This is a genomic window from Serratia rubidaea (assembly GCF_016026735.1).
GTDB classification, from domain to species: Bacteria; Pseudomonadota; Gammaproteobacteria; order Enterobacterales; family Enterobacteriaceae; genus Serratia_B; species Serratia_B rubidaea.
The window spans coordinates 3,038,905-3,061,611 of the sequence record NZ_CP065640.1 but is presented as its reverse complement, the minus strand read 5'-3'; the positions used below and the strand labels follow the sequence as shown (position 1 = coordinate 3,061,611).

General features: G+C 59.0%; 23 protein-coding genes. 8 read left to right on the top strand and 15 right to left on the bottom strand.

The genetic code is table 11. From position 1 onward, the window contains the following. Positions 1-153 precede the first annotated feature (153 nt). Entirely contained in the window at positions 154-816 is a 663-nt protein-coding gene (gene folE / locus I6G83_RS14385) for a GTP cyclohydrolase I FolE (RefSeq protein ID WP_015671622.1), read from the bottom strand. A gap of 348 nt (positions 817-1,164) precedes the next feature. Beyond that, the gene (locus tag I6G83_RS14380) at positions 1,165-2,322 is read right to left on the bottom strand and encodes a YbfB/YjiJ family MFS transporter (protein WP_054306359.1); all 1,158 of its coding nucleotides are present in this window, start codon (positions 2,320-2,322) and stop codon (positions 1,165-1,167) included. A 103-nt stretch (positions 2,323-2,425) separates the two neighbouring features. Between I6G83_RS14380 and ptrR the strand changes: the two genes are divergently transcribed. From ptrR to fghA, 3 genes are read left to right on the top strand one after another with little or no spacing between them, the layout of a single operon-like run. Then, positions 2,426-3,316 carry a putrescine utilization regulator PtrR gene (gene ptrR, locus I6G83_RS14375; protein WP_054306357.1) on the top strand — a complete coding sequence of 297 codons (891 nt, stop codon included), beginning with the start codon at positions 2,426-2,428 and terminating at the stop codon, positions 3,314-3,316. A gap of 31 nt (positions 3,317-3,347) precedes the next feature. Continuing rightward, positions 3,348-4,475: an S-(hydroxymethyl)glutathione dehydrogenase/class III alcohol dehydrogenase gene (locus I6G83_RS14370; RefSeq protein ID WP_015671619.1), complete on the top strand. Its 1,128-nt coding sequence runs from the start codon at positions 3,348-3,350 to the stop codon at positions 4,473-4,475. Positions 4,476-4,493: 18 nt separating this feature from the next. Next, on the top strand, positions 4,494-5,336 hold the full coding sequence (gene fghA / locus I6G83_RS14365) for an S-formylglutathione hydrolase (RefSeq protein ID WP_015671618.1): 843 nt from the start codon (positions 4,494-4,496) through the stop codon (positions 5,334-5,336). A 45-nt stretch (positions 5,337-5,381) separates the two neighbouring features. Here the strand turns inward: fghA and gsiD are convergent, their stop codons facing one another. The 6 genes from gsiD to I6G83_RS14335 all read right to left on the bottom strand — a co-directional run bounded on the left by gsiD (position 5,382) and on the right by I6G83_RS14335 (position 12,500). Beyond that, positions 5,382-6,287 carry a glutathione ABC transporter permease GsiD gene (gsiD, locus tag I6G83_RS14360; protein WP_054306356.1) on the bottom strand — a complete coding sequence of 302 codons (906 nt, stop codon included), beginning with the start codon at positions 6,285-6,287 and terminating at the stop codon, positions 5,382-5,384. A gap of 9 nt (positions 6,288-6,296) precedes the next feature. Beyond that, positions 6,297-7,217 (bottom strand): glutathione ABC transporter permease GsiC, encoded by a 921-nt coding sequence (gene gsiC, locus I6G83_RS14355; RefSeq protein WP_054306355.1) that lies wholly within the window; start codon positions 7,215-7,217, stop codon positions 6,297-6,299. 46 nt (positions 7,218-7,263) lie between these two features. Beyond that, positions 7,264-8,796: a glutathione ABC transporter substrate-binding protein GsiB gene (gene gsiB / locus I6G83_RS14350; RefSeq protein WP_015671615.1), complete on the bottom strand. Its 1,533-nt coding sequence runs from the start codon at positions 8,794-8,796 to the stop codon at positions 7,264-7,266. A 19-nt stretch (positions 8,797-8,815) separates the two neighbouring features. Next, a complete protein-coding gene (locus I6G83_RS14345) occupies positions 8,816-10,693 on the bottom strand; it encodes a dipeptide ABC transporter ATP-binding protein (protein ID WP_054306354.1) in 1,878 nt (625 codons plus the stop codon). Between the two features lie 15 nt (positions 10,694-10,708). Continuing rightward, complete coding sequence (locus I6G83_RS14340; protein ID WP_054306353.1) at positions 10,709-11,668, bottom strand: isoaspartyl peptidase/L-asparaginase family protein; 960 nt, start codon at positions 11,666-11,668, stop codon at positions 10,709-10,711. A 295-nt stretch (positions 11,669-11,963) separates the two neighbouring features. Beyond that, the gene (locus tag I6G83_RS14335; protein WP_054306352.1) at positions 11,964-12,500 is read right to left on the bottom strand and encodes a DUF924 family protein; all 537 of its coding nucleotides are present in this window, start codon (positions 12,498-12,500) and stop codon (positions 11,964-11,966) included. 113 nt (positions 12,501-12,613) lie between these two features. Between I6G83_RS14335 and moeA the strand changes: the two genes are divergently transcribed. Both moeA and moeB read left to right on the top strand, forming a co-directional pair. Then, positions 12,614-13,852: a molybdopterin molybdotransferase MoeA gene (moeA, locus tag I6G83_RS14330; RefSeq protein WP_054306351.1), complete on the top strand. Its 1,239-nt coding sequence runs from the start codon at positions 12,614-12,616 to the stop codon at positions 13,850-13,852. Positions 13,853-13,854: 2 nt separating this feature from the next. Further along, on the top strand, positions 13,855-14,616 hold the full coding sequence (gene moeB, locus I6G83_RS14325; RefSeq protein WP_054306350.1) for a molybdopterin-synthase adenylyltransferase MoeB: 762 nt from the start codon (positions 13,855-13,857) through the stop codon (positions 14,614-14,616). 71 nt (positions 14,617-14,687) lie between these two features. Here moeB and I6G83_RS14320 read toward each other — a convergent pair whose 3' ends face one another. Then, positions 14,688-16,319: an ABC-F family ATPase gene (locus I6G83_RS14320; protein ID WP_225365467.1), complete on the bottom strand. Its 1,632-nt coding sequence runs from the start codon at positions 16,317-16,319 to the stop codon at positions 14,688-14,690. A gap of 675 nt (positions 16,320-16,994) precedes the next feature. Between I6G83_RS14320 and I6G83_RS14315 the strand changes: the two genes are divergently transcribed. Next, a complete protein-coding gene (locus I6G83_RS14315) occupies positions 16,995-17,309 on the top strand; it encodes a hypothetical protein (RefSeq protein WP_072186122.1) in 315 nt (104 codons plus the stop codon). Positions 17,310-17,492: 183 nt separating this feature from the next. Here the strand turns inward: I6G83_RS14315 and I6G83_RS14310 are convergent, their stop codons facing one another. From I6G83_RS14310 to I6G83_RS14285, 6 genes are all read right to left on the bottom strand, one after another. Beyond that, the gene (locus tag I6G83_RS14310; protein WP_054306358.1) at positions 17,493-17,933 is read right to left on the bottom strand and encodes a DUF943 family protein; all 441 of its coding nucleotides are present in this window, start codon (positions 17,931-17,933) and stop codon (positions 17,493-17,495) included. A gap of 47 nt (positions 17,934-17,980) precedes the next feature. Beyond that, positions 17,981-18,445, bottom strand: a complete 465-nt coding sequence (locus I6G83_RS14305; RefSeq protein WP_062779007.1) for a DUF943 family protein — start codon at positions 18,443-18,445, stop codon at positions 17,981-17,983. Between the two features lie 91 nt (positions 18,446-18,536). Next, positions 18,537-19,007 (bottom strand): DUF943 family protein, encoded by a 471-nt coding sequence (locus I6G83_RS14300; RefSeq protein ID WP_082394712.1) that lies wholly within the window; start codon positions 19,005-19,007, stop codon positions 18,537-18,539. Between the two features lie 46 nt (positions 19,008-19,053). Beyond that, on the bottom strand, positions 19,054-19,518 hold the full coding sequence (locus I6G83_RS14295) for a DUF943 family protein (protein ID WP_062779010.1): 465 nt from the start codon (positions 19,516-19,518) through the stop codon (positions 19,054-19,056). Next, complete coding sequence (locus I6G83_RS14290) at positions 19,502-20,359, bottom strand: YPO3983 family protein (RefSeq protein WP_054306828.1); 858 nt, start codon at positions 20,357-20,359, stop codon at positions 19,502-19,504. Before I6G83_RS14290 ends, I6G83_RS14295 begins: the two co-directional genes overlap by 17 nt. A gap of 363 nt (positions 20,360-20,722) precedes the next feature. Next, positions 20,723-21,067: an antibiotic biosynthesis monooxygenase family protein gene (locus tag I6G83_RS14285; RefSeq protein WP_054306827.1), complete on the bottom strand. Its 345-nt coding sequence runs from the start codon at positions 21,065-21,067 to the stop codon at positions 20,723-20,725. Between the two features lie 88 nt (positions 21,068-21,155). On the opposite strand from I6G83_RS14285, the gene I6G83_RS14280 reads away from it, so the two are divergent. Continuing rightward, positions 21,156-21,836: an ArsR/SmtB family transcription factor gene (locus I6G83_RS14280; RefSeq protein ID WP_015671600.1), complete on the top strand. Its 681-nt coding sequence runs from the start codon at positions 21,156-21,158 to the stop codon at positions 21,834-21,836. A gap of 78 nt (positions 21,837-21,914) precedes the next feature. Continuing rightward, positions 21,915-22,619 (top strand): glutathione S-transferase N-terminal domain-containing protein, encoded by a 705-nt coding sequence (locus I6G83_RS14275; protein WP_054306826.1) that lies wholly within the window; start codon positions 21,915-21,917, stop codon positions 22,617-22,619. The last annotated feature ends 88 nt before the right edge of the window (positions 22,620-22,707 follow it).

The following is a 22,707-nucleotide window of genomic DNA, read 5'->3' as shown; positions in this document are numbered from 1 at the left end:
ATTGACGGATTTGTGATCGGAGTGAGCAAAAAACGGGCGCTTCGGCGACAGGAATGTGACGCAGCTAGAAGAACGGCAGCGGGATAGAAAGTGCGGGAAAAAGGGGGAAAAACGACCGGCGCCCTCAGAACGAGCGCGCCGGTTTACCGTGCGTTACTGGTGGTGACGCACCGCGCGCAGGAACTCCTGCCGCGTGTTCTGGCTGGACTTGAACAGCCCGCCCAGCGAGGTGGTGGTGGTGGCGCTGGTGGCGTCGCGAATGCCGCGCGCCTTGACGCAGTAGTGCACCGCGTCAATCGATACCGCCACGTTGTTGGTGCCGAGCAGCGTTTGCAGCGCGATCAGGATCTGCTGGGTCAGACGCTCCTGCACCTGCGGACGCTGGGCAAAGAACTGGACGATACGGTTGATTTTGGACAGCCCGATCACCCCGTCTTTCGGGATATAGGCCACGGTGGCCTTCCCGTCGATGGTGACAAAATGGTGTTCGCAGGTGCTGGTCAGGGTGATGTCGCGCACCGTCACCATTTCATCCACCTTCATTTTGTTTTCAATCACGGTGATTTTCGGGAAATTGGCGTAATCCAGACCGGAAAAGATCTCATCGACATACATCTTGGCGATGCGGTGCGGCGTTTCCGCCAGGCTGTCATCGCTCAGATCGAGGTTCAGCAGCTGCATGATTTCCGTCATGTGCTCCTGAATACGCCGTTTACGCGTTTCGCGATCCAACATTTCACCACGCAGCGGGGTTTCCAGGCCGCGTGCCTCCAGCGCTGCATGAACCAGAGCCGCTTCTTTACTGAGTGTCGTCATTTATGTGTCTCCAGCAGGTGGCCCTTGCGCGCGCGGCCTGCCGGCCGCCCAACGTTCAGAGCTACTCTCTTTATAACTGCAAGGGTTCAGCAGGGCCTCTTTCCGCCAGGCTCCGGGATGCTGACGGCTGGCAAACAAACTTCCCTCAGCCGCCTGGCGCGCCAGGCGACGGGGAATAAGAAGCGCAGCCAACGCGCCGGCAACTTGAAAGGAGGGAGAATAGAGCGTGAACCCGATCAAGATTTTGCCCCACTGTAGATGAGAGTGACGCGTTTATCCAGTGATTGTGTTTCAACCAGCGATGAAAAATCCGCATCACCCTGTACACAGACGCCCGAACCACCCGGCTTATTCCCCTGCCAGCTGGCGTCGTGCGGCGCGTGCGGGGATCTTGAACACCAGCAGCCCGGCCGCCAGCAAAGCCAGCGTCGCCACAAACAGCGCCGGCTCCAGACGGTGGGTCAGCGCGGTGGACAACGCGGACAGCACCGGCCCGGCCAGCTGGCCGACGGCATAGCCGGTGGTCAGCAAGCCGGCCATATAGCGGGCGTGGTTCGGCGCCAGCTCACGGCCGTGCTGAATGGACAGCTGCACCACGCTGAGAAAACCGCCGCCGGTAAACAGCGCCCCCAGCAGCAGCCCGCTGACGCCCGGCAGCGCTTCGGCGCACAGCACGCCCAGCGCCTGCACCCACAGCGTCAGCGCCAGCCGGTTCTGGGTGGTCAGCCGATGACGGGTCAGGATGCCGATGCCGATCCCCAGCACCGCCGCGCCGCCGAAAATCGGCCAGACAAACTGGGCGAACAGGCTGCCGGGAAAGCGCTCGGCGGCCATCTGCGACAGAAAGGTCGCCGGCAGAATATAGCCGAAGCCCGCCAGGCTGTAGCTCCATACCAGCCGCTTCAGCGCCGCCGTCAGCCGCAGCGGTTCCGCCGGCGCTTCGCCGCGCTGCAGCTCCCCCGCCCGCGGCAGGCTGAGGCTGATAGCGCCGACCAGCACCAGCGCCGCCGCGCCGTACAGCAGCCAGGCCTGCGCCGCGCTCAGCGCCAGGCTGTGAATGGCCACCGCCAGCATGCCGCTGATAAAAATCCCGGCGCCGGGGCCGGCAAACACCGCCGCGCTCAACGCCGGACGGCCGTAGTGCGCCAGACGTTCGTTGGTCCAGGCCGCCACCAGCACCATCGCCCAGCCGCTGGCCCAACCGATCATAAAGCGCAGCACGCCGTGCCACAGCGCGCCGTCCGCCCACGCCGACAGCAGCGTCAGCGCCACCGCGCCCCATACGCCGAGCCACAGGCGGCGCTCCACGTGACGGCCGGCGCGCATCGCGTCATAGGCGCCGCACAGGTAACCGAGATAGTTCAGCGCCGCCACCAGTCCGGCGCTGGTCAGCGTGAACTGATGTTCGGCAATCATCAGCGGCACCTGCGGCGTAAACGCGAAGCGGCCGATTCCCATTGCTACAATTAAAGCGATAAAACCGCTTAGGGCTGTTTTGAGTGCCATATCGTTGTCCCGATAGTGAAAAAAGTTGCCACTATCATGCCGCCGCATTACACTCACAAAAACTGAATAATCATCACAAAGTTGCTTACGAAAAGAGAATGGCATGGATCTGACCCAGCTTCGTATGTTTTGCAGCGTCGCCGAAACCGGCTCCGTTGCCCGCGCGGCCGAACTGCTGCACCGGGTGCCGTCGAACCTGACCACCCGCCTGCGTCAGCTTGAACAGGAGCTGGGCGCCGATCTGTTTATCCGTGAGAAACAGCGCCTGCGGCTGTCGCCGATGGGGCACAACTTCCTGTGTTACGCCCACCGCATTCTGGCGCTGAGCGAAGAGGCGCTGAGCATCACCCACGCCGGCGAGCCGGCGGGCACCTTTGCCCTCGGTTCGATGGAGAGCACCGCCGCCACCCGCCTGCCCGCCCTGCTGGCCGCCTACCACCAGCGCTATCCCCAGGTTTCCCTGTCGCTGCTGACCGGCACCTCCGGGGAGATTACCGAGCGCGTGCGCGCCGGCACCCTGGCGGCGGCGCTGGTGGACGGCCCGCTGCAGCATGACGAACTGAACGGCTGCGTCGCCTTCGCCGAACATATGGTGGTGATTTCCAGCCTTGATCATGCCGACATTCACAGCGCGCAGGACGCGCGCGGAGAGACGCTGTTCGCCTTCCGCCCCAGCTGCTCCTACCGGCTGCGGCTGGAGGCCTGGTACAAACGCGACGGCGCGCAGCCCGGCCCGGTCATGGAGATTCAGTCCTACCACGCGATGCTGGCCTGCGTCGCCAGCGGCGCCGGGCTGGCGATGATCCCGCATTCGGTGCTCAGCCTGCTGCCGGGCCACGAGCGGGTGAAGATCCACACGCTGCCCGACGATATCGCCGACACCGCCACCTGGCTGCTGTGGCGGCGCGACGCCTTCAGCCCCAACGTGCGCGCGCTGAAACAACTGATTATTGAACTGGCTGAAACGCCGCAAACAGACCATGAACCTGCCTAACCCTTTACCTGAGATCACTGAGGAGACAATGATGGAGATGATCAAAACCCGCGCGGCCGTAGCCTGGGGCCCCAACCAACCGCTGAAGATCGAAGAAGTCGATCTGATGCCGCCGCAGAAAGGCGAAGTGCTGGTGCGGATCGTCGCCAGCGGCGTCTGTCATACCGACGCCTACACGCTGTCCGGTAAAGATCCGGAAGGCGTGTTCCCGGCGATCCTCGGCCATGAGGGCGGCGGCGTGGTGGAAGCGGTCGGCGAAGGCGTCACCAGCGTCGCCGTGGGCGATCATGTGATCCCGCTGTACACGCCGGAATGCGGCGAGTGCAAATTCTGTAAATCCGGCAAAACCAACCTGTGCCAGGCGATCCGCACCACCCAGGGCAAAGGCCTGATGCCGGACGGCACCACCCGCTTCTTCAAGGACGGCCAGCCTATCTTCCACTATATGGGCACCTCCACCTTCTCCGAATACACCGTGGTGCCGGAAATCTCGCTGGCGAAAATCAGCAAAGAAGCGCCGCTGGAAGAAGTGTGCCTGCTGGGCTGCGGCGTCACCACCGGCATGGGCGCGGTGATGAACACCGCCAAAGTCCAGCCGGGCGATACCGTCGCCATTTTCGGCCTCGGCGGCATCGGCCTGTCGGCGATTATCGGCGCGCAGATGGCCGGCGCCGGCCGCATTATCGGCATCGATATCAACACCAGCAAATTTGATCTGGCGCGCAAACTGGGCGCTACCGACCTGATCAACCCGCAGGATTATGACAAGCCGATTCAGGAAGTGATCGTCGAGCTGACCGACGGCGGCGTGGACTTCTCCTTCGAGTGCATCGGCAACGTCAACGTGATGCGCTCCGCGCTGGAGTGCTGCCACAAAGGCTGGGGCGAATCAGTGATTATCGGCGTGGCCGGCGCCGGTGAAGAGATCGCCACCCGTCCCTTCCAGCTGGTGACCGGGCGCGTCTGGCGCGGCTCGGCGTTCGGCGGCGTCAAAGGCCGTTCGCAGCTGCCGGGCATCGTGCAACGCTACCTGGACGGCGAATTCGCGCTGAACGACTTTATCACCCACACCATGCCGCTGGAGCAGATTAACGAGGCGTTCGATCTGATGCACGAAGGCAAATCGATCCGCACCGTGGTGCATTTCGACAAACGCTGAGCAGGGAGACGAATGATTATGACGACGTCACTTGAACTGCTTGAGGAACACCGAATGTTCGGCGGCTGGCAGCAACGCTACCGTCATGCGGCGCAGACTGTGGACTGCCCGATGACGTTCAGCATCTACCTGCCGCCGCCGCGTGATGACAACCCGCCGCCGGTGCTGTACTGGCTGTCGGGGCTGACCTGCAACGATGAGAACTTCACCCTGAAAGCCGGCGCGCAGCGCATCGCCGCCGAGCTGGGGCTGGTGCTGGTGATGGCCGACACCAGCCCGCGCGGCGACGACGTGCCGGACGATGAGGGCTACGATCTCGGTCAGGGCGCCGGATTTTATCTCAACGCCACCCAGGCGCCGTGGGATCGGCACTTCCGCATGTACGACTACATCAGCGAGGAGCTGCCGGCGCTGATCCGTCAGCACTTCAGCATCAGCGATCGCCAGTCGATCTTCGGCCACTCCATGGGCGGCCACGGCGCGCTGATCATGGCGCTGCGCAACCCGCAGCGTTACCGCTCCGCCTCGGCGTTTGCGCCGATCGTCAACCCTTGCCAGGTGCCGTGGGGGCGTCGCGCCTTCCGCGCCTATCTGGGCGACGACGAAAGTCAGTGGCTGCAGTACGACAGCTGCCATCTGCTGGCAAGCGGCGCGGAAAAACTGCCGGTGCTGGTCGATCAGGGGGATGACGATCAGTTCCTGGCGGATCAGCTGCAGCCGGCCAAGCTGGCCGAACTGGCGCGCCAGCGCGACTGGCCGCTGACGCTGCGCATCCAGCCGGGTTACGACCACAGTTACTTCACCATCGCCACCTTTATCGAAGACCACCTGCGCTTCCACGCGGAACACCTGTTCCGCTGATGCGCCGGCCGCCGCCCCATCCGGGGCGGCGCTTTACCCGCCGCGTTACCCTTTCAGCTTCGGATCCAGCGCGTCGCGCAGTCCGTCTCCCAACAGATTAAACGCCAGCACGGTCAGGAAAATCGCCAGGCTGGGGAAGATCGCCACGTGCGGCGCAATCACCATATCGGCGCGCGCCTCGTTCAGCATTGCGCCCCACTCCGGCGTCGGCGGCTGCGCCCCCAGCCCGAGAAACGACAGGCTGGCGGCGGTAATGATGGAGGTGCCGATACGCATGGTGAAATAGACCACGATCGACGAGAGGGTGCCGGGCAGAATATGCCGCAGCAGGATGGTCCAATCCGAGGCGCCGATGCTGCGCGCCGATTCGATATAGGTCAGCCGCTTCAGCACCAGCGTATTGCCGCGTACCAGCCGGGCAAACGCCGGTATGCTGAAAATCGCCACCGCCACGATCACGTTGGTCATGCCGCTGCCCATCACCGCCACCACGCCGATCGCCAGCAAAATGCCCGGAAAGGCGAACAGCACGTCGCTGATGCGCATCACGATGCGGTCCCACCAGCCTTCGTAATAGCCGGCCAGCAGCCCCAGCAGGGTGCCGATCGCGCCGCCGACCAGCACGGAAAACACGCCGGCGGCCAGCGAGATGCGGGTGCCGATCAGCACCCGGCTGAAGATATCGCGCCCCAGCGAATCCACGCCCAGCCAGTGCACCAGCGACGGCCCTTCGTTCAGCCGGTCGTAGTCGAAATAGTTTTCGGCGTCGTACGGCGCCAGCCAGGGCGCAAACAGCGCCGCCGCCACCAACAGCAGCACAAACGCGCCGGCGATCAGCGCCACGCGCTGCCGGCGGAAGCGGCGCCAGAACTCGTGCCAGGGAGTGCGCACCGCCTGCGGCTCAAGCCGCGGCATCGCCTTGAGCGCGGCGTTGCGTCGCCAGTTAATCATGCCGTCTCCTCACTGGTAACGTATCGCCGGGTTAATCGCCGCATACAGCATATCCACCAACAGGTTAATCAAAATAAACTCCAGCGAGAACAGCAGCACCTCGGCCTGAATCACCGGGTAGTCGCGCATCTCCACCGAATCCACCAGCAGCCGTCCCAGGCCGGGCCAGTTGAACACCTTCTCCACCACGATCGAACCGCCCAGCAGAAAGCCAAACTGCAGCCCCATCATGGTCACCACCGGGATCATCGCGTTGCGCAGCCCGTGTTTGATCACCACGCGGGTTTCGCGCACCCCTTTGGCGCGCGCGGTGCGCATATAGTCTTCCTGCATCACCTCGACGAACGAGGCGCGGGTAAAGCGCGCCATCACCGCGGCTACCGCCGCCCCCAGCGTCAGCGACGGCAGAATATAGTGCCGCCAGCTGTCGGCGCCCACCGTCGGCAGCCAGCCCAGATCGACGGAAAAGACCTGCATCAGCAGCATGCCGAGCGCAAACGCCGGAAACGAAATGCCGGACACCGCCAGCGTCATGCCCAGACGATCCGGCCAGCGGTTGCGCCAGACGGCGGACACCACGCCAACCGCCATGCCGAAAATCACCGCCCACGCCATGCTGGCGACGGTCAGCCAGAAGGTCGGCATAAAGCGCGTGGCGATCTCCTCACTCACCGGCCGTTTCGACACCATCGAATGGCCGAAGTCGCCCTGCAGCGCGTTGATAAAAAAGTGCGCGAACTGCTGCGGCAACGGCCGGTCCAGCCCCAGCTCCTGGCGCACCAGCTGCACCACCGCCTCGTCGGCGTCCGGCCCGGCCGCCAGCCGCGCCGGATCCCCCGGCAGCAGGTGCACGAACAGAAACACCAGCACCGCGACGATCAGCAGCGTCGGGATCAGCCCCAACAGTCGTTTAATAAAATAATTCAGCATCACAGATTCCAGGGCGCAGGGGCAGCGTCTCCCCTGCGCCGCGCGCTTATTTCAGGTCGGCGTCGTCAAAGCTGAACGAGGTGTCCGGCATCACGTAGAACCCGCTCAGCTGCTTGCTGCCGGCCGACAGCAGGCGCTCGGTCGCCAGGAAAATCCACGGCGCATCGGCCCAGATATGGTCCTGCGCGTCTTTGTACAGCGCCTGCTTCTTGCTGCGGTCGGTGGTCGCCAGCGCATCGCTCAGGTCTTTGTCCACCTGCGGATTGCTGTAAAACGCGGTGTTGAACTGCTTCGGCGGCGCCGCCTGGCTGGCGAACAGCGGCGACAGCGCCCAGTCCGCTTCGCCGGTGGAGGCCGACCAGCCGGTATAGAACATCCGCACGCCGGTGTCCTTCACGCCGACGCTTTCCACCTGCGCCGCGCGCTGGCCGGCGTCCATCGCGGTGACCTTGACCTTCACCCCCACCTGCGCCAGCTGCTGCTGGGTAAACTGCAGCACCTTCTGCGCGGTGCTGTGGTTATGGGACGACCACAGCGTGGTGCTGAAGCCGTTCGGATAGCCGGCCTCCTTCAGCAGTTCGCGCGCCTTGGCCGGATCATACGGCCACGGCTGGTAGCGGGCGGCAAAATCGATGGTCGGCGGCAGCGGCCCCTGCGCCGGCGCGGCATAGCCGGCAAAGGCCACCTTGATCAGCGCCTCTTTGTTGATGGCATAGTTCAGCGCCTGACGCACCTTCGGGTTATCGAACGGCTTTTGCGTCACGTTCATGCTGATATAACGCTGCTGGATCGACGGTGCGACCACCAGATTCAGCTTGGCGTTTTTCTCCAGCACCTTGGCCTGCTCATACGGGATCGGGAACGCGAAGTCGGCCTCGCCGGTTTGCAGCATCGCCGCGCGGGTGTTGTTGTCCACCACCGGACGCCAGGTGATGCTGTCCAGCTTTGGCTGCCCCGCCTTCCAGTAGCCGGCGAATTTCTTCACCTTGACGAAGTCGGTCTGGTTCCAGGTTTCAAACTGGTACGGGCCGGTGCCCACCGGATGGAAGCCGATCTGTTTGCCGTACTGCTTCAGCGCCGCCGGCGAGATCATCGCCGCCGCCGGGTGCGCCAGGTTGTTGATAAACGCCGAGAACGGCGTCTTCAGCACGATCTTCACCGTCAGCGGATCGACCACTTCGGTCTTGTCGATCATTTTGAACAGGTTGTAGCGTTTCAGGTGGCTGTCCGGGTTGCTGGCGCGATCCAGGTTCACCTTCACCGCCTCGGCATTAAAGTCGCTGCCGTCGTGGAACTTCACCCCCGGATGCAGCTTGATGGTGTAGCTCAGGCCGTCGTCGCTGACCTGATAGCCGTCCGCCAGCACGTTGACCAGCTTCATATCCTTATCAAAGCCGAACAGCCCCTGATAGAACGACTTCGCCACCGCCTGCGACAGCGTATCGTTGGCGTCGTAAGGGTCGAGCGAGGTGAAGTTGGACGCCACGGCGATCACCGCGTCCTTCGCCGCCCACGCCGGGCTGCTGCCGACCGCGGCCAGCAGCACGGCAACGGCCAATACACTACGTTTCTGAGTCATGTCGCTTTTCTCCTGGGAGCTAATAGGCACCGGCAATCGGGTGGCGCGCGACAAAGTGTCCCGGGCCAACTTCCACCAGCGGTGCGGTAACGGGTTCATCCCCCAGCGCGCGGATCGGGCTGGGAATATCGTCCGCCAACAGCGGTTGGCGATGTTGCACATGACGCGGGTCGGCCACCGGCACCGCCGCCATCAGTTTACGGGTATAGGCATGCTGCGGGTTGGCGAACACCGCCCGCCGCGGGCCGATTTCAACAATCTGGCCGAGGTACATCACCGCCACGCGGTGGCAGATGCGCTCCACCACCGCCATATCGTGGGAAATAAACAGAAAGGCGATGCCGAACTCGCGCTGCAGATCGAGCAGCAGATTGACGATCTGCGCCTGAATGGAGACGTCCAGCGCCGACACCGCTTCATCGGCGATCACCACCTTCGGGTTCAGCGCCAGCGCGCGCGCAATGCAGATACGCTGGCGCTGGCCGCCGGAGAACTCATGCGGATAGCGCTGCGCGTGCTCCGGCCGCAGCCCCACCCGCTCCAGCAGCCAGGCCACCCGCTGCTGCGCCTGCTCGCCGCGGGCGATGTTATGCACCAGCAGCGGCTCCATAATGGAAAAGCCCACCGTCAGGCGCGGATCCAGCGAGGCGTACGGATCCTGAAAAATAAACTGGATATCGCGCCGCAGGTGCTGCAGCGCCGCGCCTTTCAGCTGATTGACGCTCTGCCCGTCAAAGGTGATGGTGCCGCGCTGGCTCTCCACCAGGCGCAGCAGCGAGCGGCCGGTGGTGGATTTGCCGCAGCCGGACTCCCCCACCAGCCCCAGCGTTTCCCCGGGGTGGAGATCGAAGCTGACGTTCTCCACCGCATGCACCCGCCGCGTAACCCGGTTCAGCAGGCCGCTGCGCAGATCGAAGCGCGTGACCAGATTCTGCACCTGCAGAATCGGCGCGCTCCCCGGCGGCACGCTGTCCTGCGCCGCATCGCTGTCCGCCTCGCCCGGCAGGGGAAATTTGGCCGGCAGGTCGCGCCCGGCCATCGCGCCGAGCTTCGGCACCGCCGCCAGCAGCGCCCGGGTATAGGGCTGCTGCGGCGCGCTGAACAGCGGCCGCACCGCGTTTTGCTCCACCGCTTCGCCCTGGCGCATCACCAGCACGCGGTCGGCCATTTCCGCCACCACGCCCATATCGTGGGTGATAAATATCACCCCCATCTGCATCTCCTGCTGCAGCAGACGGATCAGCTGCAGGATCTGCGCCTGAATGGTGACGTCCAGCGCGGTGGTCGGCTCATCGGCGATCAGCAGCGCCGGCTTGCACGACAGCGCCATGGCGATCATCACCCGCTGACGCATGCCGCCGGACAGCTGGTGCGGATAGCGACCGAGCACGTTTTTCGCTTCGGGAATGCGCACCAGATCCAGCATGCGCAGCGCTTCCTGCCGCGCGCTGCGCTGATCCATGCCCTGATGCAGGCGCAGCGCTTCGGCGATCTGCTCGCCCACCGGAAATACCGGATTCAGCGAGGTCATCGGCTCCTGGAAAATCATCGCCATATCGGCGCCGCGCAGGGTGCGCAGCGTACGCGACCGTGCGGCCGCCAGATCCACCACCTCGCCGCTGCGGCGACGCAGCATCATGCTGCCGCCGACGATTTGCCCGCCGCCCTGCTCCACCAGCCGCATCAGCGCCAGCGAGGTGACTGACTTGCCGGAGCCGGATTCACCGACCACCGCCAGAGTTTCACCGCGGTCGACGTCAAAGCTGACGCCGCGCACCGCGTCAACCACCGCGTCTTCGCTGTGAAAGCGCACGCGAAGGTCGCGCACCGCCAGCACCCGCTGCGGCGGCAGAACCAGACTGCCGGCCGACGCCGGTTCAAGAATGTTTTCGCTCATGCAGCCCCCGGCCGGTTAACGGTAGATGCCCACCGAGGGCGCATCGCCGACGTAGCCAAAACCGCGGTACATGCCTTCGCTGTTGAACGGCAGCGCGATATTGCCGTGGCGATCGACGGCGATCAGGCCGCCGCTGCCGCCCAGCTGCAGCAGTTTCTCCATCACCACTTTGTCAGTTGCCTGCTGCAGGCTGAGGCCGGCGTACTCCATCAGGGCGGAAACGTCATAGGCCGACACGCCGCGCATAAAGGTTTCGCCGGTGCCGGTGGTGGAGACCGCCACCGTCGCATTGTTGGCGTAACAGCCGGCGCCGACGATCGGCGTATCGCCGATACGCCCCGCCTGTTTGTTGGTCATGCCGCCGGTCGAGGTGGCCGCCGCCAGATTGCCGGCGGCGTCCAACGCCACCGCGCCAACGGTGCCGAATTTGCGATCGGGATCGATAGGATCGTCATGCAGCGCCGCCGCGCCGTCATGATCGAGCAGCACCCGTCCGTGCTCCGCCTGGGCGCGGTGCAGTTGATCGAAGCGTTCCTGGGTAAAAAAGAAATCCGGTTCCACCATTTCCAGACCGTGCGCAGCGGCGAACTTTTCCGCCCCCTCGCAGGCAAACATCACGTGCGGACTCCGCTCCAGCACCGCGCGCGCCGCCAGCACCGGGTTGCGCACCCGGCTGACGCCGGCAACCGCCCCGGCGTCGCAGCCGCGGCCGTCCATCACGCAGGCGTCCAGCTCATGGGTGCCCTGATGGGTGAACACCGCGCCCTTGCCGGCGTTGAACAACGGGCACTCTTCCAGCAGCCTGACCGCCTCGGTCACCGCGTCCAGCGCGCTGCCGCCGCCGGCCAGCACCGCCTGCCCGGCCTCCACCACGGACGATAATGCCTGAATATACTGTTGCTCTTTCTCCGCATTCATTGCCGCACGGCTGATTGCGCCCGCGCCGCCGTGAATGGCAATCACTGGTTTGCTCATGGCCTGTCACCCTGTCTTAACGCTCCGATCCCATTGATATGACGGGACGATTATTATTCTTTTTTGACTATATTTAGCGCAGCGGATGATGTAAAGCCTTTCATCCCCAAGGCGGGCCGCCTAACTTTTTATTAGATTCTTTTGCACATAAATATTTTTTTATGGAATAAAAACAGCGGGTTAATTAATCAGAATGATGTCATGTGCGGCGTGGGGAGGCTATCGGCCATGCGCCCGCCTGACGGCATGCTGTTTGCCAGGCGGGGCAAGGCAGGTTTGCTAACGCGTCGCCCCGTTAAAATGACGAGCCGGGCTGACGCAGGAATTCCTCTTCTTCCGCCGTGCTGCGGCGGCCTAAAATAGCATTGCGGTGCGGATAACGGCCAAAGCGGTCGATAATCGCCTTGTGCCGCAGTTCATAATCCAGCTGCTCGGGATTATTGAGCTCACGGTACAGCGCCAGCGCCTGCTGATGAATCAGCGGCGATTCTGAATGCATAAACGGCAAATAGAGAAAGCCGCGCTGCACCGGCGTCAACCGTTCGCACTCGCCGCTGCGTATCGCCTCCTGCGCCAGAATCAGCGCCATACCGTCGCAGGAAAACGAGCGCGGCGTGCCGCGGAACAGGTTACGGCTGAACTGATCGAGCACGATCACCTCCGCCAGCCGGCCTTCGATATCGTCACGCCAGGCGGCCAGCTCCCCCGCCGCCGCCGCATGCCACAGCGCGGCAAATCGCTGGTGCAGCTGGCGATCGAAGTCATCGTCCTTGCGGAACCACATCACCGGGTCTATCTCGTCGAACCAGAAATCTATCACCTGCTTATGCATTTTTTGCTCCTCCACGCGTGACCCGCCGGGTCATTCTCCCGTCAGGGGTTATCTGCCATAATAGACCCACTTCGCCGAATTTTTCGCGCCTTCTGATTATGGAGTTCTTTTTTATGGACCATTGCCATACTGCCGATCTGATTTCCCTTGAACAGGCGCTGGACAACATGCTCAGCCGGGTCACGCCGCTCGACGACACCGAAGCCGTCGCGCTGACCGACGCCGCCGGGCGCATTACCGCCACGCCGGTGATCTCGCCGCTCAACGTGCCGCCGTTCGCCAATTCGGCGATGGACGGCTATGCGGTGCGCCTGGCCGACCTCAACGCCAACGCGCCGCTGCCGGTTGCCGGCAAGGCGTTCGCCGGCGCCCCCTTTAATGACGAGTGGCCCGCCCATAGCTGCGTACGCATTATGACCGGCGCGCCGGTGCCCGCCGGCGCTGAAGCGGTGATTATGCAGGAGCAGGCGGAAGTGACCGATGACGGCGTGCGTTTCAACGCCGTGGTGCACGCCGGGCAGAATATCCGCCTGGCGGGCGAAGATATCCGTCAGGGCGCCAGCGTGCTGCCCGCCGGGGTGAAGCTGGGCGCCGCGCAGCTGCCGCTGCTGGCCTCGCTGGGCATTGCCGAACTGCGCGTGATGCGCAAACTGAAGGTGGCGGTGTTCTCCACCGGCGACGAGCTGCAGCCGGTCGGCCAGCCGCTGCAGGACGGCCAGATTTACGACACCAACCGTTTTGCGGTGCGTCTGATGCTGGAGCAGCTGGGCTGTGACGTGCTCGACCTCGGCATTATCCGCGACGATCAGGCGGCGTTGCGCGCCGCCTTCAACCGGGCCGACAGCGAGGCCGACGTGGTGATCAGCAGCGGCGGCGTCTCCGTCGGCGAGGCCGATTACACCAAACAGATGCTCGATGAGCTGGGCGAAGTCGGCTTCTGGAAGCTGGCGATCAAGCCGGGCAAACCGTTCGCCTTCGGTAAATTGCATAACGCCTGGTTCTGCGGCCTGCCGGGCAATCCGGTTTCCGCGGCGCTGACCTTCTATCAGCTGGTGCAGCCGCTGCTGGCCAAACTGGCCGGCCACAGCGAATGGCGCCTGCCGCCGCGCCTGCGCGCCCGTGCGCTGACGCCGCTGAAAAAATCCCCGGGCCGCCTCGACTTTCAGCGCGGCCTGTTCGCCAGCAACGCGCAGGGTGAACTGGAAGTCAGCACCACCGGCCATCAGGGCTCGCACGTATTCAGCTCCTTTAGCCAGGGCAACTGCTTTATCGTGCTGGAGCGTGAGCGCGGTTCCGTCGCCGCCGGCGAGATGGTGGAGATCGAGCCGTTTAATGCGCTGCTGAGGAGCTGATCATGCTGCCGGAATTAACCGATGCCGAAACCCTGCGCTACAACCGCCAGATCGTCCTGCGCGGTTTCGACTTCGACGGGCAGGAGCGGCTGAAAGCCTCCCACGCGCTGATCGTCGGCCTGGGCGGGCTAGGCTGCGCGGCGGCGCCCTATCTGGCCGCCGCCGGCGTCGGCCGGCTGACGCTGGTGGATTTCGACAGCGTGGCGCTCTCCAACCTGCAGCGCCAGATCCTGCACAGCGATCGGCGCATCGGCATGAGCAAGGTGGCCTCCGCCCGGCAAACGCTGGCGGAGATCAACCCGCACGTGACGATCGACACCGTGGATCGGCAGTTGGACGATCAGCAGATGGCGGCGCTGATCGCCGCCTGCGACGTGGTGCTGGACTGCACCGACAATGTCACCACCCGCGACCAGCTGAACCGCCTGTGCCACGCGCAGCGCACGCCGCTGGTTTCCGGCGCGGCTATCCGCATGGAAGGCCAGCTGAGCGTATTTACCTACCAGCCGGGCGAACCCTGCTACCGCTGCCTGAGCCGGCTGTTCGGCGACAACGCGCTGACCTGCGTGGAAGCCGGGGTGATGGCGCCGCTGGTCGGCACCGTCGGCAGCCTGCAGGCGATGGAGGCGATTAAACTGCTGGCCCACTACGGGCAGCCGCTGGTGGGAAAACTGCTGATGTTTGACGCCATGAGCATGCAGTTCCGCGAAATGAAACTGCCGAAGAACCCGCAGTGCGAGGTGTGCGGCGCAGCGGCCGAATAAAGCGGGGAAATAACGAAGCGGCGCGGCGGACGCTGATACTGCGCCCGCCGCGCCGTTAATCCGTCAGAGGATTAGGCGATACCCTGGCTACGCAGATAGTCTTCGTAGTTGCCGGTAAAGTCGATCACCTTGTTCGGGGTGATTTCCAGAATGCGCGTCGCCAGCGAGCTGACGAACTCACGGTCGTGGGAAACGAAGATCAGCGTGCCTTCATACATTTCCAACGCCATGTTCAGCGATTCGATGGATTCCATATCCAGGTGGTTGGTTGGCTCGTCCATAATCAGGATATTAGGACGCTGCATCATCAGCTTGCCAAACAGCATGCGCCCCTTCTCACCACCGGACAGCACCTTCACTTTCTTCTTGATGTCATCCTGGCTGAACAGCAGACGGCCGAGCACGCTGCGTACCGCCTGCTCGTCTTCGTTTTCCTGTTTCCACTGGCTCATCCAGTCGAATACCGTCAGCGTCTCATCGAACTCATATTCGTGATCCTGAGCGTAGTAACCGATCTTGGCGTTTTCCGACCATTTAACGCTGCCGCTGTCCGGCTGCAGATCGCCCACCAGCGTTTTCAGCAGCGTGGTTTTACCGATACCGTTGGTACCCAGCACCGCGACCTTCTCGCCGACTTCCAGCATCAGGTTCAGCTTGTTGAACAGCGGACCGTTGTCGAAGCCCTTGCTCAGCGCTTCGACTTCCAGCGCGTTGCGGAACAGCTTCTTGTTCTGCTCAAAGCGGATAAACGGGTTCTGGCGGCTGGAGGCTTTAACCTCATCCAGCTGAATTTTATCGATCTGGCGCGCACGCGAAGTAGCCTGCTTGGACTTGGAGGCGTTGGCGCTGAAGCGGCTGACGAACGACTGCAGCTCGGCAATCTGCGCCTTCTTCTTGGCGTTGTCCGCCAGCAGACGTTCGCGCGCCTGGGTGGCCGCCGTCATATATTCGTCGTAGTTGCCCGGGTAGACGCGCAGTTCGCCGTAGTCCAGATCCGCCATATGGGTGCACACCATGTTCAGGAAGTGACGGTCGTGCGAAATGATGATCATGGTGCTGTTACGTTCGTTCAGCACCTGCTCCAGCCAGCGGATGGTGTCGATATCCAGGTTGTTGGTCGGTTCGTCGAGCAGCAGAATTTCCGGATCGGAGAACAGCGCCTGCGCCAACAGCACGCGCAGTTTCCAGCCCGGGGCGATCTCGCTCATCGGGCCGTAGTGCTGTTCCACCGGAATGCCGACGCCCAGCAGCAGCTCGCCGGCGCGCGCTTCGGCGCTGTAGCCGTCCATCTCGCCGTAGGCAACTTCCAGATCGGCCACTTTATAGCCGTCTTCTTCGCTCATTTCCGGCAGCGCATAGATACGGTCGCGCTCTTCTTTCACTTCCCACAGCTCGGTGTGGCCCATGATCACGGTATCGAGCACGCTGTACTGCTCAAAGGCGAACTGATCCTGACGCAGCTTACCCAGACGCTCGTTCGGGTCGAGCGCCACGTTGCCGCCGCTCGGCACCAGATCGCCGCCGAGGATCTTCATAAAGGTGGATTTGCCGCAGCCGTTGGCGCCGATCAAACCGTAACGGTTACCGCCGCCAAACTTAACGGAAATGTTTTCAAACAGCGGCTTACTGCCGAACTGCATAGTGATGTTGTTAGTACTTAGCACAACGCTCGCTCTTAATTGGGAATGTGATTTGGCGCGCATTATGCCACAACGGGCCGCCGGGATCGCCCATAGTTGTGCTCATTTTTACAACAAGCGGTCAGTGAGACGGGATGGCGCGTGCGACACAAGGGGGAAATAGAGTAGAGATTCGCTATTAGAGATAGGTTGAAAATTTCTAGAGAAATAACTGAAATCTTGGTATCAGCACATATTTCAAAGACCATTTCATCTTGTAACGCACCATTCATTAAAGAGTTTTCAGAACCGTTCCCCATACAGAAAACCCCAGTCACATTGATAGTATTAACCTATCCCCACCACATACTCATTTATTATTGAAATGATCAAAAATATCAAAGAATGAATCATCACCATTTCAATCAGCATTGAATTAATTAAAAAACATAATATACACCACCAAGAACTAAAAACACGCTATTAAGAAATTTTTTCACAAGCAACAAACCGTAATCATCTTAACGCTGGGAATGACATTTTAAAATAAAAAATCGAAAAATAAAACTTATCACACGCAAAACTGCATGACAAAATAATAAACAAACAAAATGAAATTTAATAATTAATAAAAATAACAAATGAATTGATTTCATTTAATGCTTATTGTTGCTAATTTTGCCAAGCAAGTCACTTTCAAAAATAAAATTCAGAGTTACATTTTTGACTCAACGTAAAACATTCAACCAAGGAGTGTAAATGTCTACGTACGAAATCATTAAAGATGCAATCCTGAATAAAAAGCAAATAATCGCCACTTATCAAGGGTATGTCCGTGAATTATGTCCACATGCAATTGGCACTAAAAATGGTAGGGAGCAAGCCTTATTCTATCAATTTGGAGGATACAGTAGCCAAGGTCGTATTGTACCCGGCTCCCCGTCCAATTGGCGATGCCTACCAATTGATGGATTGAGTAATATTAGTGTTAGAAATGGGGATTGGCATACAGCCGGTAATCATAGTATAGCACAGACTTGCGTTGATTTAATTGATGTAGAAGTTATGCCATAATAATATGAACTGGCAGTTACTCTGCCAGTTCACTTTTAAATTAACTTCCAACCATTCTTTAATCTATTTACAGTGCACAATTATAAATATCGTTACAAATTAAAAATAAATAATCAGTAAATTACATTATTACTCCTGAACAAATAAGTTCTCTAGTTGTATATACTTCAACACCTTATTATTCTATTGCTGCAGGTAGCCATCGCCATCATATATCGTAAAGTGTATTCGGTTGCGGCTATCGTTATTGACAGAAAAAACCGCATCCTTTTCAATACAGTTAAATTTTGTATCCATATCATCAAAACACAACCTGTCATATTTTCCCTCTTCTTTATAACCATCACCAAATAGCCAGAATGTGATGGTAAAACTACCGTAGGAAGCAGGCTTAGGAATTCCGTAGCGCATTTTCAGCATATCTTTATTCTTCATCCACCAAGATATTTTTCCCTGATCGGTAAGTGGAAAGTTCTTGACTAACACTGCGCTGAAATTGTTTCTCTGATGAACGGCAACAATCTCCACTGGTCGCAAAAACAACCAGGAGATATAAGCAATTGAAACACAGGCGCTCAACAACAGGACTCGCTTACCCCTCACGCATAAAGACCTTATCGACATAATTTCCTTCCCTAAATCCTCCATGTGTGATGCACTAGTCTTTATCATTAGTCTATATTTACCTTTGTTATCTTACCGTTTTTATCGATTCGGTATATCCCGTGATCCACAATAAAAACAACGCCAAGGTTTTTACTCTTGCTTACAGAGAAAACGATATCCTTCTCAATACAGTTAATGTTTGTCTTCATATCATTAAAACAGCGTCTGTCGTACTTACCTTCTTCTTTATAGCCGTCACCAAACAGCCAGAAAGTGATGCTGAAATTACCATAGGACGCCGGTTTTGGGATGCCATAACGCTCTTTTAGCATATCCTTATTCTGCAACCACCACTCTATTTTTCCTCTGGTGGTAAGCGGAAAGCTTTTAACCAATACAGAGCTGAAGTGTTTATCCTCATGTACTGCCACGATTTGCACCGGGCGTAAAAACCACCAGGCGATATAAACGGTTAGAACGCCGACTACCAGTAGTAAAAACGTTTTTCTATTTTTATTTATAACAGTCATTGATATCTTCCATGATATTTGTCGGTTAGATTTTACATATACCTAATTAATGAACCCACTATTACAGACATTGTACAGTAGATGAGTATATCTATTTATACTTCTCCTTTATCATTTCACCATTCCCCTTTATACGATATACCCCGCCATCCAGCCGAAAAGACAGGCCGGTGTTTTTAGCGTACCTGACCATCATCAGCAAATTTTTATCAATACAATTTTTCTTGGTTGGCATATCATCGAAGCACAGGCGATCATACTTACCTTCCTCCTGATAGCCATCACCAAACAACCAGAAGGTTATGGTAAAACTACCGTAGGAGGCGGGTTGCGGGATATTATACTGCGTCTTAAGTTTATCCTTATTTTCAAACCACCACTGAATTCTCCCCTTATCGGTGGCGGGAAAATTCTTAACTAAAATATCGCTATAATCACCCCTTTGATGAACAGCAACGATCAAAATTGGGCGCAAAAACAACCAGGAGATATAAACAATTGAAACACAAGCGGTCAACAACAGGACTCGCTTACCCCTCACGTCTATAGGCCTTATCGACATAGTTTCCTCCCTACCGCCCCATGTGAGATAAATCTAAGCTCTATCTTTAGTCTATATTTACCTTTGTTATCTTACCGTTTTTATCGATTCGGTATATTCCTCCATTAGCAAAAAATACAACTCCCATATTTTTGCTATTGCGCACATTTAAAACGATATCCTTTTCAATACAATTAACCTTAGTCTTCATATCACTAAAACAGCGCCTGTCGTACTTACCTTCCTCTTTATAGCCGTCACCAAACAGCCAAAAAGTGATGCTGAAATTACCATAGGACGCCGGTTTTGGGATGCCATAGCGCTCTTTTAGCATATCCTTATTCTGCAACCACCACTCTATTTTTCCCCTAGTAGTAAACGGAAAGCTTTTGACCAGAACGGAGCTAAAATTTCCATCCTCATGAACCGCCACGATTTTAACCGGGCGCAGCAGCAGCCAGAGAATATAACCGAGAAAAATACAGCCCATAATTAAAATGATTTTTTTTGTTTTTTTATTTTTTACGTTCATCTTCACTCCCAACAATTTCCACTGTAGCATTCATGTTAGTCATAAAAGGCTTAAATCCAAATTGATTATATCGTTGCAGTAAAAACCAAATGCGAAAAAACCGGAACTGATTAAATTTAAACTTTGAAATATCACCATCATCCAATCCAAAGTGATCCTGAACCTGGTAATGAATTAACGCACGATAGCGGTCTTTCTCAATATGTAATGACTTTATGGTAATATGGGTTGCCCAGGTATCATGCACAGTGATCCCCATTCCGTTAAAATTATCCTGGAAACGGTCAAATTTTGGCAGTTTGCTATCAAGAATAGTTTTTGTAATCTCTTCTCGAATCGCAGGTAGATAGGTTCTGTTCTTCCAATCAATGTTTTCAATTAAAGCAAATTTTATTTTTAATAACGAACTGTCATCCGTTTTATCCCCCAAAATATGCTCCCTTAGCGCCCTGTCCAGATGCGGGCTGGCAAACGGTGTGCCGTTGCCGTACTGCAGGTGATCGATCATCTTGCCGATCAGGTACTTGTAGGGGCCATAAAGGGCAAACATCCGCGACAGCTGGCGCAGCTCATCAAATAGTATGGCGGCGCACTCGCGGCGGGTCAGCGTCTGTTGCGGGGCGGACAGGCGGTTGACCATCGCGTAGGCGCGCGGGTGCGCCTGGTGAAGGCGTTTTCTGGTCAGCGTCCACGGGTCTACGGTGGTGGAAACGTCCGCCAGTCGAAAATGCGTTTTTAGCTGTGATGCGGATAGGTCTCCACAACGCATATCGCTCGCTCCGTAATCGTCCATGCGCTTTTGCGTTTTAAATATCGTACAGGGAAACTGCAGTGCAGCCATCATGATACATTCCTTGTGTCATCGTCCAATGATCGTCACAAGCGAATGATACCCGGCGGGCAAACTTAGTATAGATATTGCCCACAACTGCGGCGAAAAACAGGATTTATGCTGCTATATTCCAAATAAAACCAAGACAACTCCTGGTATTTTCCCGCTCCGGCGGCGAATGCGCAGCCGTCGTTTCGTTTATTAAGAAACAATCGTCATCACACATGCCAGTAATACCGGTAAATTTTGGCGTTTACAGAAACTCACCGGCGCTGCGCTTTCTCTTGCCGCGCCGATGCCTTCACTGTGCCCGTCACCGCGACGCCGCACGCCGCGCAGTGACAGACGCTTCCTCCCGTACGGCGGACCTAATCAGCCGTGCGCCTGCCGGCTGTCCGCCGGCGCCTGTTCGCGTTGGCTGTCGCCGTAATCACGCACCACCTGCGCCACCCGCAGCCGGTAGTCGCGCAATACGCCGTCGCGGCCGCGCGTCTGCGCAGCCCGGTGCGCCTCCAGATTGCGCCACTGGCGCACCGCCTCTTCATCGCGCCAGAAAGAGAGCGACAGCAGCTTGTCCGGCTCACTCAGGCTCTGGAAGCGTTCAATGGAAATAAAGCCGTCAATCTGCGCCAGCAGCGGCTTCAGCTGCGCCGCCATCGCCAGATAGGTCTCCTGCCGGCCTTCGGCCGCGTGCAGTTCAAAAATTACCGCGATCATCGGTTCCTCCCGGCGCTATGCGCCTTGTCGATAAGCTGACGCCAGCCTAAACTCATTCTCACCGCGACACTTCGCTATGGAGCGAACTATGCATCACGATGAAATCGACCAGCGGCTGGCGGCGATTGGCGCCGCCATTGCCGACCGCTCACGGGCACGCATGCTGTGCCTGCTGATGGACGGCCGCGCCTACACCGCTACCGAGCTGAGCAGCGCGGTCGATATCGCGCCGTCAACCGCCAGCAGCCATCTGGCGCGGCTGCTGGATCAGCGGCTGATCGCCTGCGTCAAGCAGGGGCGCTACCGCTACTTCCGGCTGGCGGACGGCGAAGTGGCCGCCGCGCTGGAATCGCTGATGGCGCTGGCGGGCGGGCCGCGGCCGGTGGTGAAGAGCAGCACGCCGACGGCGCTGCAGCTGGCCCGCACCTGTTATGACCATATGGCCGGCGAGGTGGCCGTCACGCTGCACAACCGGCTGTTTGCACAGGAATGGCTGCGCGGCGACGACTATCAGCTGACGCCGCAGGGGCGCAGCGCGCTGGAACGGTTAGGGGTCGACTGCACCCCGCCCGCCTCCCGTCGCCATTTTGCCTGCGGCTGCCTGGACTGGAGCGAACGGCGCGAACACCTGGGCGGCGCACTGGGCGCGGCGCTATTAGCCGCCTTCGAACGGCGCAGCTGGGTGCGTAAACAGCTCGACAGCCGCCAGCTGCACATCACGCCGGCGGGAAAAAAGGCGCTGGCCGCACATTTTGGCATATCGCTGTAACGGCGCGCTGCGCTAGCCTTAGAGATTGCACTACCCTGCGGGCGCTGCCCGGTGCCCCGTCCAACGTGAGGAACCACTATGTTTGATGCCACCGAATTCCCCATCACCCGCCGCTGGCCGGCGCAGCATCCGGAGCGGCTGCAGCTCTATTCCCTGCCGACGCCTAACGGCGTCAAAGTATCGATTATGCTGGAAGAGACCGGCCTGCCTTATGAAGCGCACCTGATTGATATCGGCCAGAACGAAACCTGGACGCCGGAGTTTCTGTCATTGAACCCCAACGGCAAAATCCCGGCGATCCTCGATCCGGCCGGGCCGGACGGCAAGCCGCTGGCGCTGTTCGAATCCGGCGCCATCTTGCTGTATCTGGCGGAGAAGTGCGGCGAATTTCTGCCGCAGGATCCGGTGCAGCGCATTGAAACCATTCAATGGGTCTTCTTCCAGATGGCGGCGGTGGGGCCGATGTTCGGCCAGCTCGGCTTCTTCCACAAATTCGCCGGACGGGAATACGAAGACAAGCGCCCGCTGCAGCGCTATCAGAAAGAGTCGCAGCGCCTGCTCGGCGTGCTGGAAACCCGGCTGGAAAACCGTGAATGGATCATGGGCGCGGACTACACCATCGCCGATATCTCCCTGCTCGGCTGGGTGCGCAACCTGATTGGTTTTTACGAGGCGCGCGAGCTGGTGTCGTTCGACAGCTTCCCCCGCGTCGGCGCCTGGCTGGAGCGCGGCCTGGAACGCCCGGCGGTGCAACGCGGCCTGAACATCCCGGCGCGTCCGTAAGCGCCATCATCGGCCGCCTGCCCAGCGGCCGTTATTTTTTGTTACCTGTTTCTCTTAGCGCACCCGCTCGATCGCTTAAATCCTCGGC